The organism is Paenibacillus oleatilyticus, from assembly GCF_018998565.1.
In the GTDB taxonomy this organism is placed as follows: domain Bacteria; phylum Bacillota; class Bacilli; order Paenibacillales; family NBRC-103111; genus Paenibacillus_G; species Paenibacillus_G oleatilyticus.
In genome coordinates, this window is the sequence record NZ_JAHNZO010000005.1 from 51,104 (window position 1) to 68,177 (window position 17,074).

14 protein-coding genes and 1 pseudogene are annotated in these 17,074 nt (G+C 55.5%); 8 read left to right on the forward strand and 7 right to left on the reverse strand.

What is annotated here, in order from left to right:
- The first annotated feature begins 4 nt into the window (after window positions 1–4).
- The 4 genes from KQX66_RS08010 (at window position 5) to KQX66_RS08025 (ending at window position 6,166) form a co-directional block, all read left to right on the forward strand.
- The gene (locus tag KQX66_RS08010; RefSeq protein WP_216791821.1) at window positions 5–892 is read left to right on the forward strand and encodes a carbohydrate ABC transporter permease; all 888 of its coding nucleotides are present in this window, start codon (window positions 5–7) and stop codon (window positions 890–892) included.
- 47 nt (window positions 893–939) lie between these two features.
- Window positions 940–2,622, forward strand: coding sequence for a type 2 periplasmic-binding domain-containing protein (locus tag KQX66_RS08015; protein ID WP_216792149.1), 1,683 nt, complete (start codon window positions 940–942; stop codon window positions 2,620–2,622).
- A gap of 105 nt (window positions 2,623–2,727) precedes the next feature.
- Window positions 2,728–4,623, forward strand: a complete 1,896-nt coding sequence (locus KQX66_RS08020; protein WP_253957012.1) for a cache domain-containing sensor histidine kinase — start codon at window positions 2,728–2,730, stop codon at window positions 4,621–4,623.
- Complete coding sequence (locus tag KQX66_RS08025) at window positions 4,601–6,166, forward strand: response regulator (protein WP_216791823.1); 1,566 nt, start codon at window positions 4,601–4,603, stop codon at window positions 6,164–6,166. Before KQX66_RS08020 ends, KQX66_RS08025 begins: the two co-directional genes overlap by 23 nt.
- A 62-nt stretch (window positions 6,167–6,228) precedes the next feature.
- On the opposite strand, the gene KQX66_RS08030 is transcribed toward KQX66_RS08025, so the two are convergent.
- Window positions 6,229–8,274, reverse strand: a complete 2,046-nt coding sequence (locus KQX66_RS08030) for a LuxR C-terminal-related transcriptional regulator (protein WP_216791825.1) — start codon at window positions 8,272–8,274, stop codon at window positions 6,229–6,231.
- 124 nt (window positions 8,275–8,398) lie between these two features.
- On the opposite strand from KQX66_RS08030, the gene ilvB reads away from it, so the two are divergent.
- The 3 genes from ilvB to KQX66_RS08045 all read left to right on the forward strand — a co-directional run bounded on the left by ilvB (window position 8,399) and on the right by KQX66_RS08045 (window position 11,463).
- Window positions 8,399–10,207: a biosynthetic-type acetolactate synthase large subunit gene (gene ilvB / locus KQX66_RS08035; RefSeq protein ID WP_216791827.1), complete on the forward strand. Its 1,809-nt coding sequence runs from the start codon at window positions 8,399–8,401 to the stop codon at window positions 10,205–10,207.
- Between the two features lie 3 nt (window positions 10,208–10,210).
- Window positions 10,211–10,714 carry an acetolactate synthase small subunit gene (gene ilvN / locus KQX66_RS08040; RefSeq protein ID WP_216791829.1) on the forward strand — a complete coding sequence of 168 codons (504 nt, stop codon included), beginning with the start codon at window positions 10,211–10,213 and terminating at the stop codon, window positions 10,712–10,714.
- 182 nt (window positions 10,715–10,896) lie between these two features.
- Window positions 10,897–11,463, forward strand: a complete 567-nt coding sequence (locus KQX66_RS08045; protein ID WP_216791832.1) for a hypothetical protein — start codon at window positions 10,897–10,899, stop codon at window positions 11,461–11,463.
- Window positions 11,464–11,550: 87 nt separating this feature from the next.
- Here KQX66_RS08045 and KQX66_RS08050 read toward each other — a convergent pair.
- The 5 genes and pseudogenes from KQX66_RS08050 to KQX66_RS38795 form a co-directional block, all read right to left on the reverse strand.
- Window positions 11,551–11,841: pseudogene (locus tag KQX66_RS08050) on the reverse strand (Rpn family recombination-promoting nuclease/putative transposase); the annotation flags it as partial.
- 21 nt (window positions 11,842–11,862) lie between these two features.
- Window positions 11,863–12,336: a VanZ family protein gene (locus KQX66_RS08055; protein ID WP_216791837.1), complete on the reverse strand. Its 474-nt coding sequence runs from the start codon at window positions 12,334–12,336 to the stop codon at window positions 11,863–11,865.
- 7 nt (window positions 12,337–12,343) lie between these two features.
- Window positions 12,344–13,315: a nucleotidyltransferase domain-containing protein gene (locus KQX66_RS08060; RefSeq protein ID WP_216791839.1), complete on the reverse strand. Its 972-nt coding sequence runs from the start codon at window positions 13,313–13,315 to the stop codon at window positions 12,344–12,346.
- Between the two features lie 453 nt (window positions 13,316–13,768).
- On the reverse strand, window positions 13,769–14,245 hold the full coding sequence (locus KQX66_RS08065; RefSeq protein ID WP_216791841.1) for a nuclear transport factor 2 family protein: 477 nt from the start codon (window positions 14,243–14,245) through the stop codon (window positions 13,769–13,771).
- Window positions 14,246–14,555: 310 nt separating this feature from the next.
- The gene (locus KQX66_RS38795; protein WP_498046990.1) at window positions 14,556–14,807 is read right to left on the reverse strand and encodes a GYF domain-containing protein; all 252 of its coding nucleotides are present in this window, start codon (window positions 14,805–14,807) and stop codon (window positions 14,556–14,558) included.
- 63 nt (window positions 14,808–14,870) lie between these two features.
- On the opposite strand from KQX66_RS38795, the gene KQX66_RS08075 reads away from it, so the two are divergent.
- Window positions 14,871–16,154 (forward strand): NCS2 family permease, encoded by a 1,284-nt coding sequence (locus KQX66_RS08075; RefSeq protein ID WP_216791846.1) that lies wholly within the window; start codon window positions 14,871–14,873, stop codon window positions 16,152–16,154.
- A gap of 4 nt (window positions 16,155–16,158) precedes the next feature.
- On the opposite strand, the gene KQX66_RS08080 is transcribed toward KQX66_RS08075, so the two are convergent.
- Complete coding sequence (locus tag KQX66_RS08080) at window positions 16,159–17,052, reverse strand: ATP-grasp domain-containing protein (protein WP_216791849.1); 894 nt, start codon at window positions 17,050–17,052, stop codon at window positions 16,159–16,161.
- Between the last annotated feature and the right edge of the window lie 22 nt (window positions 17,053–17,074).

Here is a 17,074-nt window from a genome sequence, read left to right on the forward strand (position 1 = left end):
CAGGATGGTTTCCATGAACCGCAGAACGCTGCGGGAGGTTATATTCGACCGGCTGAACGATGTCTTCATGCTCGCGATCTGCTTCGTCACGCTGTACCCGATCTGGTATGTGCTCGTGAATTCCCTGAACGACGGCAACGACGCGATGCGGGGCGGCATTTATTGGTGGCCCCGCCTGTTCAGCTTCGACAGCTATCTGGCCGTATTCGCCAACGACGGCATCATGCTGGCGATGGGCGTGACCGTCGCCAAGACGGTCGTCGGGACGGTTGTTCACGTGCTGTTTACCGCTATGGTGGCTTATGCGCTCTCGCGCAAAGAACTGATCGGACGCTGGGCCTATATGATGCTGGGTACAGTCACATTGTTTTTTAGCGGCGGGCTCATTCCCTCGTACTTGCTCATTCGGGATCTGGGGCTGCTCGACAGCTTCTGGGTGTACATTATTCCGGCGATGTTCAGTTTCTTTGATCTGATCGTTTTCCAGGCGTTCTTCCGGGAGATTCCCGACGGGCTGGAGGAGGCGGCGAAGCTGGACGGCGCTAACGATTTCAAAATTTTCCGCTCAATCATTCTCCCGGTTTCGATGCCCGTCGTTGCGACGATTGCGCTTTTCCACGGGGTGTACCAGTGGAACGATTATTTTACGGGAATGATCTACATCAATAAAAGCGAGCTTCAACCGATCCAGACGTATCTGTACAGAGTCGTGGCCCAGTCCAGCTCCAATCAGATGATGGCCGCCACCTCCGGCACGATCGCGAAGTCCGTGTCCTCCCAGTCGATCAAGCTGGCGACGATGGTCATTACGTCCTTGCCGATCGTGATCGTATATCCGTTTTTGCAGAAATATTTTGTGAAAGGCTTCATGATCGGCTCGATCAAGGGCTGATTCCATATCACTATGATGATACAGAAAAGGGGAAAACGCAGATGGGTATGAGTAAAACGCGCAAAACGTTCGCTATGCTGCTTGCCTTGGTCACAGCTGTATCCGTGAGCGCATGTTCCGCAGATCGCGGCAACGAACCGGCTAAAGAGGCGAAAACCGCTTCCACGGACACGGCGGCTCCGGCCGGAAATCCAGACGAGCCGGGCTGGAAGTCCGACACGAAGCCGATTACGTTCGACTGGTATTTGAACTTCTCCTGGTTTCCGAACAAGTGGGGCGTCGATCCGACCTCCCAATACGTCACGAAGAAAACGGGCGTGAACATCAACTTTATCGTTCCGGCCGGCAACGAAAACGAAAAGCTGAATACGATGATCGCTTCCGGCAAGCTGCCCGATTTCATTACGCTGGGATGGTATGAAGACGCGGTCAAGAAAATGATCGAAGGTAATATGGTTCTGCCTCTGGACGAATTGGCGAAGCAATACGACCCGTACTTCTTCAAAGTGACGGACCCGGCCAAGACGACTTGGTATACGCAGAAGGACGGCCATTTCTACGGGTATCCGAATGCGTCTTCTTCCCCGCAGGATTACAAGAAATACGGGGAGAATTTCGTTTCCAACCAGACCTTTATGGTCCGCAAAGATATGTACGAAGCTCTCGGCAAGCCGGATATGAGAACGCCGGAAGGCTTTCTGAAGGCGCTGCAGGCGGCCAAAGAGAAATTCCCGAGCGTGAACGGCCAGCCGCTCATTCCGCTGGGACTGAGCGAGTTTGGAGATACCGGCAACTACTCGCTGTTCGATGCGAACCAGAATTCCTCGATGTTGGCTAATTTTCTGGCCATTCCTTATGAAAAAGACGGCAAGCTCTACGACCGGTACACCGACCCCGAATTCGTGAAATGGCTGAAGACGTTCCGTCAAGCCAACGAACTTGGCTTGCTGGCCAAAGACATTTTCATCGACAAGCGTCCGCAGATGGAGGAGAAGATCGCCCAGGGCCGTTACTTCGCCATGCTGTTTCAACGCTCGGATATGGCCAATCAGAACATTTCGCTGTATCAAAAAGATCCGAACACGGCCTACATTGCCGTCGACGGACCTGCTAACGCGAAGCAGGACCCGCCGACGTTGGCCGGTCCGGGAATTGCCGGCTGGACGGTGACGCTGATCTCCAAGGATGTGAAAGACAAGGCGAGAGCGATCAAGTTCCTTAGTTACCTGATCAGCGAAGAAGGGAATAAGGATCTGTTCTTGGGCGAGAAGGGCGTTAGCTACGATACCATTGACGGAAAAGACCAGTTCAAGCCCGAAGTGCTCGACCTGATGAACAAAGACCGTTCCGCTTTCGACAAGAAGTACGGCTCCTCCTTTACGTTCTGGATGCTGATGGATACGAACATGAACCTCAAGTGGGCGCCGCCCAGTGTCGAGCCGATCAAGCAGCCGGAAGCATGGACCCGTGGCAAGACGAAGAGCTTCTCGCAATACGATAACATCGTGCCGACGGGCAACTCTGTCGAAGGGATCGCCAACACGAAGATTGCCCAACTCTGGGGCAAGGCGCTGCCGAAGCTGCTTCTTGCCAAGTCCGATGCGGAATTCGATCAGCTCTTCGACAAATTTCAGAAGGACCGGCAGACCGCCGGATGGGAGAAGGTGAGAGCGTACCAGCAAAAAGAATTCGAGGCCAACAGCCAAAAGATTGCGCAATTCGCCAAGTAGTTCGAGCGGTTCGGCCCGCGAGCCCGGCTTCCGGGGGCTCCGGGCTTTTTTCTACTTTCCGTATTACAATAGGGGAACGACACGTTGATAACGGAGATGAAAAACATGCGGAACATGAAGCTTGCCAGATTGACGGACCGCATTTCGATACAATTCAAGCTGATCGGGGCGTATATTTTCATTATTTTGATCCCTATCATTTTGTTTTCATGGTATATATTCAACGGCTTTTATCATAATACGATTCAAGATACGCTCAAGAAAAATCAATATGCGCTGTCCAGTGAGAAAGCGTATATTTTGAATAATATGGAAATTATGCTGCGCACGGCACAGTTCTACACGGCGGACAAAGAACTCATGAATTATTTGCAAAGCCCGGACGATCTGGAGGTTCCCGAGCTCGTCGATTTCAATACGAAGTCGTTCTCCAATTTGCAAAGGCTCATGTTTAATAACCCGAACATTACGAATGTCCGCCTGTTTACGGACAATCCGAATACGATGGAAATCTGGCCGATGATTTTCCATGAAAGCCGAATCTCCAACAGGCCGTGGTACAAGAGCGTGTTGGAGCAGCGGGGCGAATTGCGGTGGGAGATTCTAGAGGATGAAAAAGACATCATGAACCGGGCCACGGCGGACAACCGGGCTGCGTCGACCTATGTCTCGCTGTTGAAAGAAATTGATTACCCGAGCGAAAGGCATGTCGGCATTCTTGAGGTGGACATGAAAATCGATAAGTTTTTTCAAAAGGTGTTCAGCCCTCTTCAAGACGATCAGTCCCGCATGTTGGTCATCGACCGTTCGGGACGAATGTTTACCGATACAGGCAGTACTTTTTTCAAGGACATCGACTTGGAGCAGCTTCGGCGCGATTGGGCGAAGCGTCCTCATGAGGAAGGGGCCAGCTTTACGTTCACGGTCGGGGACACGCCGTATTTGTGCCTGACGACGCCGATCGATCAGATGGACGCCTATCTGCTCAATGTCATATCTCTGGAAAATCAGGTGACGCAAATTCGGCATACACGCAATCTCTTCATCGCCGCAGCGGTCGTGCTCATCGCGCTGTTGTCCGTGATCACTTATTTTTTGCAGTCGCTGATCTTGAAAAAGCTGCACATTTTGCGCGATTCGATGAAAAAGGTGCGCCGGGGAGATCTGAACGTGCAGATCGATATCGATGCGGGCGGCGAGGTAGGTGAGCTTGCGCATCATTTTCGGCAGATGATGAAGAAAATGAACGAGCTGATCGTGGAAGCGGTGAATAAACAAGCGGCGACGAAGGAGGCGGAGCTGCATGCCCTTAAAAACCAGATCGATGCCCACTTCCTTTACAATACGCTGGAAAATCTGAAGATGCTGGCCGAAGTGGAGGCGCAGTACACCATCTCGGACGCTTTGACCTCTCTCGGGGCGCTGATGCGCTACAGCCTGAAGTGGTCGAGCGAGTACGTGCAGCTTCGGGACGAACTGCAGCACATCCGCAACTACATCGCCATTATGAATATGCGCTATGACGATAAGCTCGACCTGCAGCTGGATATTCCCGAAGGATACCGGGAGCAGGAGATGCTGAAGATGTCGCTGCAGCCCCTTGTGGAAAATGCGGTGAAGCACGGCATGCGGACGGAACGCACGCGACGGGAGGGCATGGCGATTCGGATTCGCGCTTGGAGAGGGGACGAATCGACGTATATTGAGGTGACGGACAATGGAGCCGGCATGTCGGAGGAGAAGCTTGCTGAACTGCGCGAGAAGCTCGTTATGGACGACGTTCGATTCCAGGCTCAATATGGACGCGGGCCATCCGGGGAGCAGGAAGGCAGAGGGATCGGCCTGCGCAATGTGATGCAAAGGATCGCCATGCATTACGGCAGCGAGTACGGACTGACCGTGGACAGCGAGGAGAGAGCTTACACCCGGGTGACGATAAAGCTGCCCTATTTGATTTTATCGGGAGGGTTGTCTGCGGATGAGAAAAGTGCTTATCGTTGACGATGAGAAAAATATCAGGCTCGGTCTGAGAGCGATGATCGACCGCCTGTTCCCGGATGCCTATACGTTCGATTTTGCCGAAGATGGGGCAGAGGCGCTGGAACTCTTGAACCGGGCGTCCATAGACGTCGTGATTACCGACATCCGGATGCCGGTGATGGACGGAATTGCGCTGATTCAGCGGATTCAGGAGCTGGAGCGAAAGCCGGCCGTCGTTATTTTGAGCGGGCACGATGACTTTCCATACGCTCAAGAAGCGATCCGCTGCGATGTGTCGGAATATTTGCTCAAGCCGATTGTCCGTGACGAGCTGGCCCGGACGATGCTGAAGCTGGAGAAGGAGCTGAAGCAGAGGGAGCGCATCGACGAACAATTGACAAGCTCGATACGTCAGCAGGAAGCCTACCGGGAAAGTCAGCTAAGCTATTTGCTGCGCCATCCGCACCCGGAGGAGCCGGGGCTGTCGGAGCGGTTGAAGGGATGCGGTCTGGAGTGGCTGGAGGAGGGCTTCCAGCTTGCGGTGCTGCAATATCGCGGTTCCGCCCAGGGGATGGGGCCGCCCGAATTTCTGGGACGCATTCAAGCCGAGCTGGAAAACGCCCCGGAGTCGGCCGGACAACGGCGAGCGCACGTGTGGGATAAGGAGAATCAGCTTGTGCTGATTGCCCAGCACCGCGAGCTTTTTCAGTTTTTGGCCGGGCGCATCGCGGAGACGGGTTATTTCGCCTACAGCATGGGAGTGAGCGGCTATACCCAAGGCGTGGCGCGCGTGCGGGCGGCCCATCAAGAAGCGGAGCAGGCACTGAAATATACGTTTCTTCAATCTGCGCCGGGGGTCGTCTCCTACGACTGCATCGCCGGGAAGAACAGGGACTTTACGATCCCTGCGGACAAGATCAGAAAGCTGGGCAATATGCTGGGAGCCGGCCGGGAGAAGGAAATGACGTCGCTGCTCATGGAAGTGCTCGATATCCGGACGGTGGCGCGATACGATATAGCGTACTTGGAAGGCGTTAGCCGCGCGTTCAACGAGCTGATTTTTGACAAAGTGTTTCATATTTACGGGGGCGAATCGGTCGAAATTCTCCGATTGTTCAAGAAGGTCGGAGACCTTTGGAATTTTTATTATTTTCACGATTATTACCACAGCGTGGAAGGGCTGCTGCATCGGCTGGATGACTATGTGCGCAGCATGAAGACGTTCCATATCGATCACAAGGAAATGAAGCAGGCTGTGCAGTATATGCAGGATAATTTCCATAAAGATTTGAACATGGCCGTCGTTTCGAATCACGTGTCGTTGAACTATTCCTATTTCAGCCAAGCCTTTAAAGAATATACCGGCGAGAGCTTTGTGAGCTATTTGAAAAAGCTGCGCATTGATAAAGCCAAAGAGCTGCTTGTCACGACAGGGCACAAAGTGTACGAGATCAGCGGGATGACCGGGTTCGAGAACACGAAGCATTTCAGCCGCGTATTCAAGGAAATGGAGGGGGTCACCCCGCAGGAATACCGGGAGCTGCATGAAGCGCTGAAGCGGTAGCGGGTTTCGCTGGACGAATCGTCCGGCTTTCCGTAGCAGGCAGGGCCGGCATCGCAAAATGGCTATCCGTTGCGGCCGTCCCATATTTTCGCCGCCAATTGTGTCCGGTTCTTCAGCCCGGTTTTTTGCAGCATCGCATTGACGTGCTTCTTCACGGCAACCTCGCTGATGAACAGGGCGGCTGCGATCTGCGCATTCGTATCGCCGCGCACGAGCAGGTCGGCGACTTCGCGCTCTCTGGGCGTGAAGTCGAAGGCTTCCCCGGCCGTCGGCCCGGGCGGAGACGGAGCGGCTTTCCCTGCGCTGCGGATCAGCCGGCCCAGAAACGCGGGCAGCTTCTCCTTGCTCGTATCGACCCGGTACGTGGGTGTGGGGGTCCTGCCGTCATAGCCGCGGTGCTCCGCGCCGGGGACCGTCTCGAAGCCGAGGCTGCGGTAAGCGAGCTCGTAGTAATCGAGCGGGGGCGGGGAGGTGAGCAGCACCTTGCCGGCCATCATGGATTCGAAAAGCAGGCGGATAACGTCCGAACGCAGCTCTTCTTTTTCCAGATTTTCCACATCGATGGTAAGCAGAAAGGCGCCGGACGCTTGCTCCGGCGGCGTGCGGTACCGTGCCCGTTCGCCCGGCGGCAAGCTGGCGAAATACGTGCCGGAAATCGGCGATTGCGCGAGAAAATCGAGCGTCCGCTCGTGAATCGGCACAGAGGCCATCAAGCCGACGACGCGGCCCTCGGGACTGCGGAGCAGGCGCAGCTCGCAGCCAAGCCGCAGCATGCGGGGCAGGTCGAGCGCCGTCAGCCGGTACAGCGTCTGCTCCGCCGTCATCGTGAAGCGGAACAACGTGTCCGATTCCGGGTCCGAGCAGGCGATTTTCCAGCTGCGGGCTTCCCGTTTGCGCCGGTCGATATAATTTTCGGCATCGTTCAGGTTGTGCGCATCGATCGTTTCCAGATAATTGCCCGACCCCGGGGCATGGCGAAAATGCGCCCGCAGCACCGGATTGTCCGTGTGAGGAATCATCTCGGCGATCTCCCACGACACATCCTGCTTGAAGGGAATCGCGCGGACAATCCGCGAATAATACGTTTCGACCAGTTTTTGGCCATACTGTTCGAAGGTTTGCGGCATCCGCTCCCGGAAGGTGCGCCGGATCGTTTCGCGGACCAAATCGTGCATTTGCCAGCCGCCGGAGCAGCGCCGTACGAACGACAGACGGATCAGCCGGTCGAACAGCGAAAAGGGCACGTCCCGCTCCTCCAGCAGCGTCAGCAGCTCCTGGTTAAACGTCCGCGGGACGGATGCGGTCAGGGTCAGCCTGCGGAGCTCGTCGTCCGGCGCTTCCCGCAGCCACTGGCGCAGAAGGTCTTCCAGCGGGTCTCCCGCTTTTGGAAGGGGGGAGCTGTCGGCGCGGGCAATCGGACCGAAGAGCGATAGCGAGAGCGGGTGCCCGAACGTCCGCATCCAAACCGCTTCCTGAAGCTTCTCGTCGGTGATGCCATTTTGCAATAGCCAGGCTTGCGTTTCTTCATAGCTGAGCTCGGACAACGGAAGCGGCACGATCAGCTTCTGCCAGGCGCTAGAAAGCTGCCATGACCCTGCCAATGGAAACCGCCCTGCAATCACGAGAAGAATATTCGAATGAAGCCCCGGGATGAACGTCTCGCGAAACCACCGGTCGAGGCTACCCGCCTCCTCGTAGTGATCGACGCCAAGGATGATGCGCGTTTCCTCCGCCTTGTGCCGGATGCGCTCCAAGCATTGCTCCAACAGCGCGGGCTCTTCCGGGTTAAACGACGCTCCCAGCTCAAGCAGAAGGTGTCCGCAGACGGCGGCCGGATTGTTCAAATAATCCCGCATATCGATCCCCAAATAACAAGCCCCATGGTCCGCCGCGCTTCGCCGGAACCGCTCCAGCAGCTGCGTTTTGCCCATCCCTCCGGTGCCGTAGACGTTAATGATCCGTTCCTGACGGCTTGCCAGCTGCGTCACGTATTGCTCGAACACTCCAAGCTCGAACGCCCTGCCGACAAAATCGTCCGCGTGCCAGCGCTCCAGCCGTTCCCCTATCGTTTGAAAAGCAGAAGCTTGTTCCGTTCGTTTCGTCTCCAACGAGTCATCACCTGCCGCCGGTTTTTTATCACAAAGTATACTATTAGTGTCAACCAATGGGTAGTACCTGCTTCTACGACCCCGTGATAAAGTAACCGTAATCTCATAAAACGGAGGCAGGACGATGAACACATTCGATACGGAAGCGTGCCGCTTGAGCGGCTTTGGAGCTGGGGGAGGCCCGGAACGTTACAGCGGACGGGGGGATCTCGCCGAACGAGAGGCTCTTCGTGCCAAGCTGCTTGCCCCGGACCGGGTCAGCGGCTCGGAGATTTTGCTCCGCACGCTGCTGCTCGAAGGGGTGGAGTGCGTGTTCGGCTACCCGGGGGGCGCGGTACTGTACATTTATGACGCGATGCACGGGAATCCGCATTTCCGCCATATTCTCACCCGGCACGAGCAGGGGGCCATTCACGCCGCCGACGGCTATGCCCGTGCCACCGGCAAAATCGGCGTCTGCCTGGCGACGTCGGGGCCGGGAGCGACCAATCTGGTTACGGGCATCGCGACCGCGCACATGGATTCGATCCCGCTGGTCGTCATTACCGGGAATGTGGCGACTTCGCTGATCGGCACGGACGCCTTCCAGGAAGCCGACATCGTCGGCATCACCCAGCCGATTACGAAGCACAGCTATTTCGTCCGCAAGGTGGAGGAGCTGGCTCCCATCCTTCGGGAAGCGTTCCACATCGCCGGGACGGGCCGCAAGGGTCCCGTACTGGTGGACATTCCGAAGGACGTTTCGGCGGCAATCACGGCTTTCCGGTACCCGGAGACGGTGTCCGTGCGGGGATACCGTCCGGTGCGGGAGGCCAAAGCAAGCGAGGTGCAAGAGCTGCTGCGGGCGATCGAAGCGGCGGAGCGGCCGCTGATTCTCGCCGGAGGAGGGGCGGTGCAGGCGGATGCGGCGGAGGAGCTGACGGCGTTCGCCGGCCGGCTGAACGTTCCGGTAACGACGACGCTGCTTGGGCTGGGCGCTTTTCCAAGCGGGCAGGAGCTGTGGCTTGGCATGCCGGGGATGCACGGGACATATGCGGCGAATCAGGCGCTGCTGCACTGCGACTTCCTGCTCTCGGTCGGCGCGCGGTTCGACGACCGCGTTACCATGCGTCTCGACGGCTTCGCGCCTCAGGCCACGATTGCGCACATCGATATCGACGCCGCGGAGATCGGCAAATTGGTGCCGACCGCGCTGCCCATCACAGGTGACGCCCGGCAGGTTCTGCAGGCTGCGAACGCCTTGGCCTCGGGCATCCGGCCGAAGGAAGGAGCCTGGCTGGAGCAAGTGAAGCGGTGGAAAGCGGACTACCCGTTGACCTATCGCGATTCCGAGACGGAGCTGAAGCCGCAGTATGTGCTGGAGATGATCTCGCGAACGACGGACGGCGAAGCGATCGTAACGACGGATGTCGGGCAGCATCAGATGTGGACGGCGCAATTTTACAAATTCAAGCATCCCCGTTCCCTTCTTACCTCCGGCGGCTTGGGTACGATGGGCTTCGGCTTTCCTTCGGCCATCGGGGCGCAGGTGGGGTATCCCGGCCGGTTGGTCATTTCGGTCAACGGAGACGGGGGCATGCAGATGTGCGCGCAGGAGCTGGCAATTTGCGCTATCCATCACATTCCGGTCAAGATCGTCGTCATTAACAATCGAACGCTCGGCATGATCAAGCAGTGGCAGGAGCTGATCTACGACGGCCGGTACAGTCATATCGATCTGTCCGGAAGCCCGGATTTCGTCAAATTAGCCGAAGCGTATGGGGTCAAAGGGCTGCGGGCATCCGACAAACGGGAGGCGGAACGGGCGTGGCAGGAAGCGCTGGATACACCGGGGCCGGTGCTGATCGATTTTCAAGTGTCCAAGGACGAACTGGTATTTCCGATGATTCCGCAAGGACAGACGTTAAGCGATATGATATTGGAGGCGGAGTAGGACATGCAAAAGCACACGATTTCCATCCTCGTCAACAACCACCCCGGGGTTCTGCAGCGTATTTGCGGGCTGTTCGGGCGCCGAGGCTACAACATCGACAGCATCTCCGTCGGCACCGCCGAAAAAGAAGGACTGTCCCGGGTCGTCATTACGCTGAAGGGGAGCGGCACGACGCTGGAGCAAATTGGGCGCCAATTGGATAAGCTCATCGATGTGATCGGCGTCGTTCATGTCAGCCGCTATCCGATGGTTTCAAGGGAGCTGATGCTGGTGAAGCTGCGTGTGGAGCCCGCCACCCGGCCGGAAATTTTCGGCATCGTCGAGACATTCCGTTGCTCGGTCATTGACATCGGCACGAACTCGGTCGTCGTTCAGGTCGTCGGAGATACGGACAAAAACAACGCGTTCCTGCACGTCCTGAAGCCGTACGGCATTCTGGAGCTGACCCGCACGGGAGAGACAGCCATGAACCGTGGCGAAGGCCAAGCGGGTATCGCTTCCTTTTAACGAAACTTCCCCTTTTCTTTCCAGCTTAGTTTGAGGGATAATGGATCTTGGCAAAGGGCTGTTCGTGAAAGCTGTCTCGCCGCTATCCGTCGAGCGGCAGTTCCAGTATCCGCAGATTGGGCAAGCATGAACGCTTGGCAGCACTCTTTTGTACAACACGATCAAGAGATGGAGAGAAGTTTATGGAGGAAGCGGGTCGGTTAGCAACACTTATCAAGATTTATACAGATAAAATGGAGCATGCCGCAGATTACAATGAGGCGCATAAGCTGCTTTACGAGCTGATAGATCGAGTGGGCGAATTGGATCCAGCGGAAGTTCAGAAAGAAATCATTGCCTACATTTCAGAAAATCTGGTCACGAAAGCATGGGTGCATGCTCACTATTGGATCGGGTCGGTGCTGAACCATCCGTCTCCCGCTTATATCGATTATTTGCTGCGAATCTTGGATGAAGAGGATGCCAACGCTCCCCATTATTGGGCATTGGACGCCATTGAATATATGCCTGAAGAGATTACGGAGTTAGCCATACCGGGGCTGAAACAACGTATAGAACCGATGAATCCGTCTTGGTGCCATGCGGTGATCGAGAAATATTTTGAAACGATTGTATGGAACGACGAGGGCGCAGAAGAGTTCATCTCACCTTTCGTCGATTCGCCGAACGAAATGGTGGCGTTTCGGGCGAAATATTGGATGGAAACGTTCGAAGTCGAGAGGGAAGAGGATGCGGAGGGTGAAGATTAAACGGGCCTGCAAGGCAGCAGGGGGCAAAAAAACACGTCCTATTGAACGTGTTTTCTTGAACGACAGATGAAATTTTAGCAGAGGCAATTAGTGAAGCTGCTCTTTTAGTTTTTTGACTTCGCTTTCGGGCAATCCCGTTGCTTTAGCGATTTTGGTCACGTCCAAGCCCATTTCCAGCAAATTTTTGGCGACTTCAATTTCTTTTTCCCGTTTTCCTTCACGCTTACCTTCTTCCTTGGCTCCATCGATCATGGACGCTTCGTCGTGCAGCGCTTTTTGCCGCATTTCATACAATCGGCGGGCTTCTTCGTTCTGGCTCAGAAACTCCAGTGTATCCATTGCTTTTTGCAATGTCGGTTCGTTCATGGCGATGACCTCCATATTTTTTTAACTTACCTCTCACACCATGGAAATACCGGACGAACCTTTATGGCGCTTTCTTCCAAATACAGCCCTGTACAGCACGTACCCGAGCGAGGCGCCTGCGTAGTTAAGAATGACGTCATCGATATCGCCCGAACCGACGCGCAGCACCGTCTGCAGAAGCTCGACAACGATCAGCGGAACGATGAAGCCGAGCGAAAAGCCGAGAAATGTCCGGCATCTCCGGAACAAGAGCGGCAGCAAAATTCCGAAGGGAATAAACATTCCGATGTTGCCGCCGAGATTGATGAGCACAATGGAAAATGCATAGGAGTCAAAATAAATAAAATAATTGCCGATTGTGCGAAAAGGATGCAGGTTGTAACGGAGCTCGTCCGCATGAACGGACCGCCCGAACCCGACAAACATCATATACAGCATGCAGGCCGTATACAAGATGAATGCGGCGGCGGCCCATAGATTGCGAGATCCCTTCTTTTTTCTCCTCATGGGATCTTTAGCGCACCTGGCTTTCTTCGCAAAGAACGATCAACTGCTCCGCTTGTTTCAGCAACGTGTGCATTTGCTCCTCCGAATACGTACGGAAGCCGAGCGTGACAAGGTGCGCATGCATCGCTTCCGGCAGCTCCCGGACATGCTGTTCGAACGTTTGGTCGTCCGCAACGGCAAGATAACACCAGAAGGTCTCGGCATAAAGTTGCCAAGCGAGATTATCCGGGTCTCCCGTTTCACGGTACCTCGCCGCCTTGCGGACCGCGAGCTCGTCTTGAACGGATTGCAGCGCAAAGGCATCCGCATCGCCGCTCCGCTCCCGCAAGTAAGCACGGTAAGCCTGAAGCGACCCGAGCAGTTTGTCGGGCTCGGCACTGCCTGCACCGAACCGAATCTCCCGATAGGCCGGGTACAGGTCCAGTTGTCTTATGATCGGCAACAATCCTCCCGTCGACATCGCGCCATGGACAAAATAAGCGTAGGCTTGTGCCGCATCCGCCCAAACCGCATCGGCAGCGAAGCTGGCCGTCAACGGTTCTTCAACGTCCAGACTTTCCTGAAGCCACGCCCGATGTTCCGCTATTGCGGCCTTGGCCTGGGACAGCATTTTTTCCCGGCCTTGCGGCGATTGAAAATACTCCGAAGCATCGGCGATCAGAGCTTGCAGCAGTCCCGAAGGGTCCGAAACGATGCGGGCTTCCTCCAGAAAGCGGAAATCCCACGGGGAATCGATAATTTGCTCCATTTGCGGCAGCGGGTGGACATGAAGCTGAATGACGTGCTCCTGAAATAACACATTGGCGCTGTAATGCGGCTGTTCTTGGTTCGACGTATAGACATTTAAGTCTAAGTCACTGAACCGATCCGCTTCGCCGCGCCCAACAGAGCCGCCTGCCAAAACACCAACCTGCTGCGCGATCGGCTGCTGCTGCGCATATTGCCGCGCCAGATCCACATAAAACGAAGTATAATTCAATGACGTGACCTCCCGCAAAAACTAAAATGTAGTAAGCTTTCTAAATACAGACGATTAATTTTAACAAGAAGTTCCAGTTCGCTGCTTAAATCCATTCATCGCGTCCGAGTATGTGCGAGAGATCGCTTCTAAGGGCGATCCGCAGCTCATAAGCATGACGAACCGGCAGCCTTTCGCTCGTCTCGGCATCGTAAACATTTCCGCAGCTGCGGCATTGTTTCAGGACAATTTGCCTGCACTCTTCAATATAATAAAACATGGCCCCTAGCATAACTCGCAGCACTCATCCCAATCTTTATTGAAAAGCAGGAATATTTTTCGATATCATGCCAAATAGTCCGTATGCTTCGCAGGATCGTTACTTTGTCGCGGGGCGTTTCGGAAGCGAACAAATGGGTTTCAAAATGCTTCAATACTTGATGAATAGCTCCGTAAATACTCATGCTTCCCCCGTTATGGCAGCTTCGGCCAACCGTCCGAACTGGTACTCCAATAATTCGTAATTTGCCACCGGCCTTCGATGTATTCGAGCGTTACGGTATCCGTATACTTGAATTCCTTGGACTCCCAATTCAGGGTCCGGACTTCGACGATGCCTTTCTTTTTGTAGGTTTCGATGTCTTGAATTTTTTTGATCCGGAACGCTTGGATATCCCCGTAATAAAAACGGTAATTGACAACGAGCTGCCCATCGTTACGATAAATATATTTAGCCGCAGGGCCGACATTGCGGCTCTTCACAAACTCATTATAAAATTGGACCAGCGTAGTCTTGACATCCTTATTCTTAGCGGCATCCGGGTTCTCCGTTATCATCAGGTACAGATAGTATCCTCCGGCAGCCAATAGGAGAAGGATGATCAAAATGCTTAATTTTCCGTTCGGTGTCTTGAGCTTTCTTCTTCTAAAATCGTAGTCAGTCTCCATCATCCCCGCAGCCTCCCCAAAAAAAATCTTACAAAACCAGCCGCCCGAAAAAGAGAAGCAGGGTCCAAGGGATAAGGAGCGACGGTATTAGCCAATGCTTGCTCTGAATGATCGCGACGAAATTAAGAAAAATGCTCAAAGCCAATCCGTAAGTTGCGGCTGTGTTCCATCCCCGATAGGCTGCGACCATCTCCGGATATTCCGGCCGGCATTCCGCCAAGCATGTGGGAGAGACCCATCATCGACAAGTTCGCCAACTGTCCCAAGGAATTTAGTAATAAGATAACTACTAATAGGTTAACAATAAAGCAGATCACATAAAGAGAGACGCGGAGGCTGAGCTTATGCTTCCGTCGCCTTTGGCAGGGCAAGATGCTGCACTAAAGGCCGTATGAAAAGCATTCGTATCTTTGGCAGGCATCCACGGTCCTCCGGTCGTTGCCCTTACGTTTGTGAAACCGTCAATGATGCCGTTTGCAATCAAGTGTTCCATTTCCGTTTGCGAGAAAGGGCCTTCTGCAGCGGTTGCTTGATAGTACCAAGTCCGTTTCATTGCCGTGATCATCCTTTGGCATGTTAGATGTGGACTAATGATAGAGGAGCGGGTGTCGCTCGGGAGGGATGCCGCATGCTAACCAAACGGTTTCTTCTACAACAGCACGGTACGACCGTCCGTAGGGAAATGACCGCGGGCGTCGTTTCGTTTGTTACGGTGGTTTATATTGTGGCCGTCAACGCATCCATTCTGGCGGATGCGGGCATTCCGTACGAGACGGGGGTGATCGCAACGGCGCTCGCGGCATGTTTCGGGTCGCTGCTCGTCGGTCTTTGGGCGAACAGTCCGCTGGTCATCGTGTCTGGAATGGGCGTTAACGCGCTATTCTCGTATACCGTCGTCCAAGGGATGCGGCTGCCGTGGCCGGAGGCGCTGGCCGCTGTCTTTGTATCCGGCTTGATCGTCTCGGCGCTTGCCTTTACGCCTCTGAGCAAGCGGCTTGCGGCCACGATTCCCGACTCGCTTAAGCATGCGATCGGCGCGGGTGTCGGCTTATTTTTGGCTTTTATCGGACTGCAAAAAGGAGGCATCGTCGTCCCCGGCAGTTCCTCGATCGTTGCGCTCGGCGATTTCGGCAGTGCGCACACGCTGCTGACACTGGCCACGCTGGCCGTGACCTTGGCTTTATACGTCCGCGGTGTCCCGGGAAACCTGCTGATCGGGATTGCGGCCGGTACCGGCTTGGCGGCCATAACCGGGCAGCTTGATTGGGACGGTGCAGGAACGGGATTATCGCTCGAGGCTTACGGCTCCGTGTTCGGGGCGATGTCGTTCTCCGGGCTGCCGTCCGTCGTATTCTGGACCGCGGTGTTCTCGTTTGCGCTTGTCGTGCTGTTCGAAAACATCGGGCTCATCGACGCCCAGCTTCGGCTCATCGGGCAGCCGGAGAAGTCGGCCCGCAGCCTTCAGGCGGGAGCCGTATCCGTAGCCGCCTCCGGTGTTCTGGGCACGAGCCCGACCGTAACGGCGGTAGAGAGCGCCGCAGGCATCTCTGCCGGCGGACGGACCGGTTTAACGGCTGTAACGGCCGGAGCGCTCTTCGCCTGCGCGGTGCCGCTCGGACCGGTCCTGCGGCTCATTCCCGATTCGGCCATCGCGCCGGTGCTGATTATGATCGGCGGATTGATGCTCCGAGGCGTGAAGGATATTCCGTTCGACGATTTGTCGGAATGGCTCCCGGCTTTTCTGATCGTGGCCGGAATTCCGCTCACCTCCAGCATCGTGGACGGCATGGGGCTCGGCTTCGTCGCTTTTCCGATCCTGAAGCTCGCGGCGGGCAAACGGCGGGAAATTTCCCCGGTGTTCGCGGTCATTGCGGCTTTATTCGTCTTGAATTTCGCCCTGCCGTTTATCTAACCTCTCAGTCCAGAAACGACCGGTAAAAAGCCTCGACATCCGTCAAATCCTGAAGGCCGGATACTTGCCCGTCGCCGACTTCGATGATCAGCCATTCGCCTGCGGTCGTTTTTGCGATGTCCATGGTGAAAAAGCTGCTGCGAATCCGCTGCGCGATCGCAATAAACATGCTCAGATCGGGCCGTTCTCCGTCGTAGGCGGCTTCCTCCCAATAATTTTGCGTCGCGATCAGCCGGTGCCGGTAGAAGAAAAGACGGTATTCCTTCGACAGGGGCATGCCGCTTTTTTCGTGCGCTCCCAGCTTCTCGAGCTCGACGTACTCGCGGAATACGATGCCGCCGTTCAGCCCGTCGCCCTGCCGTTCGATGAAGGTTCGCAGCACCTTTTCCACCTGCTGCCGGTCGGATGCGTTGGGAATATAGCAGGCTTCCTCCCACTCATGCTTCCGCGATTTGACGTAATCCTTCAGAAGAAGCGGCCGGCTGCCGAACGAAGCCAGCATTTCGTGGACGCGGTTGATGTCCGAGTGGACCGCAGCGATGTCCAGCCAGCGGCTCTCGGGGGTATGCTCTTGAATGAAGCTGTAGCTGTGAGGAAAATGGTGGCAGAGTACGTACTGTTCCGGCGTATTGACCAGATGGATGTTTTTTTGCCGCAGAGCCGCGTACAGCTGCTCGTAATGCGCAGGCTTCAACATCCATCCGCGGTAAACCGCAGGCTCTGCCGTGGCCGCTTCCCGGACCCGCCGGACGGCGCGGGCCGCCTGTCCGTCCAGCAAGTCTTCGAGCGAGATCAGCTCGACGGGGAGCCCCAGGCCTGCGGCCGTGCGGTACTCAAGCTCGTAGTCGGCATCCGCCGTTTTCGGGTCCAGAGGATCGCTGCAAAATATAATGTTCACCGTAAGTCTCTCCTTCGGCTCT

What these genes read in the sequence shown, in the direction of transcription:
- KQX66_RS08010 (WP_216791821.1), top strand. Translation starts at nt 5, where the DNA reads ATGGTTTCCATGAACCGCAGAACGCTGCGGGAGGTTATATTCGACCGG.
- KQX66_RS08015 (WP_216792149.1), top strand. Translation starts at nt 940, where the DNA reads ATGAGTAAAACGCGCAAAACGTTCGCTATGCTGCTTGCCTTGGTCACA.
- KQX66_RS08020 (WP_253957012.1), top strand. Translation starts at nt 2,728, where the DNA reads ATGCGGAACATGAAGCTTGCCAGATTGACGGACCGCATTTCGATACAA.
- KQX66_RS08025 (WP_216791823.1), top strand. Translation starts at nt 4,601, where the DNA reads ATGAGAAAAGTGCTTATCGTTGACGATGAGAAAAATATCAGGCTCGGT.
- ilvB (WP_216791827.1), top strand. Translation starts at nt 8,399, where the DNA reads ATGAACACATTCGATACGGAAGCGTGCCGCTTGAGCGGCTTTGGAGCT.
- ilvN (WP_216791829.1), top strand. Translation starts at nt 10,211, where the DNA reads ATGCAAAAGCACACGATTTCCATCCTCGTCAACAACCACCCCGGGGTT.
- KQX66_RS08045 (WP_216791832.1), top strand. Translation starts at nt 10,897, where the DNA reads ATGGAGGAAGCGGGTCGGTTAGCAACACTTATCAAGATTTATACAGAT.
- KQX66_RS08055 (WP_216791837.1), bottom strand. Translation starts at nt 12,336, where the DNA reads ATGAGGAGAAAAAAGAAGGGATCTCGCAATCTATGGGCCGCCGCCGCA.
- KQX66_RS08065 (WP_216791841.1), bottom strand. Translation starts at nt 14,245, where the DNA reads ATGATGGAGACTGACTACGATTTTAGAAGAAGAAAGCTCAAGACACCG.
- KQX66_RS38795 (WP_498046990.1), bottom strand. Translation starts at nt 14,807, where the DNA reads ATGATCACGGCAATGAAACGGACTTGGTACTATCAAGCAACCGCTGCA.
- KQX66_RS08075 (WP_216791846.1), top strand. Translation starts at nt 14,871, where the DNA reads ATGCTAACCAAACGGTTTCTTCTACAACAGCACGGTACGACCGTCCGT.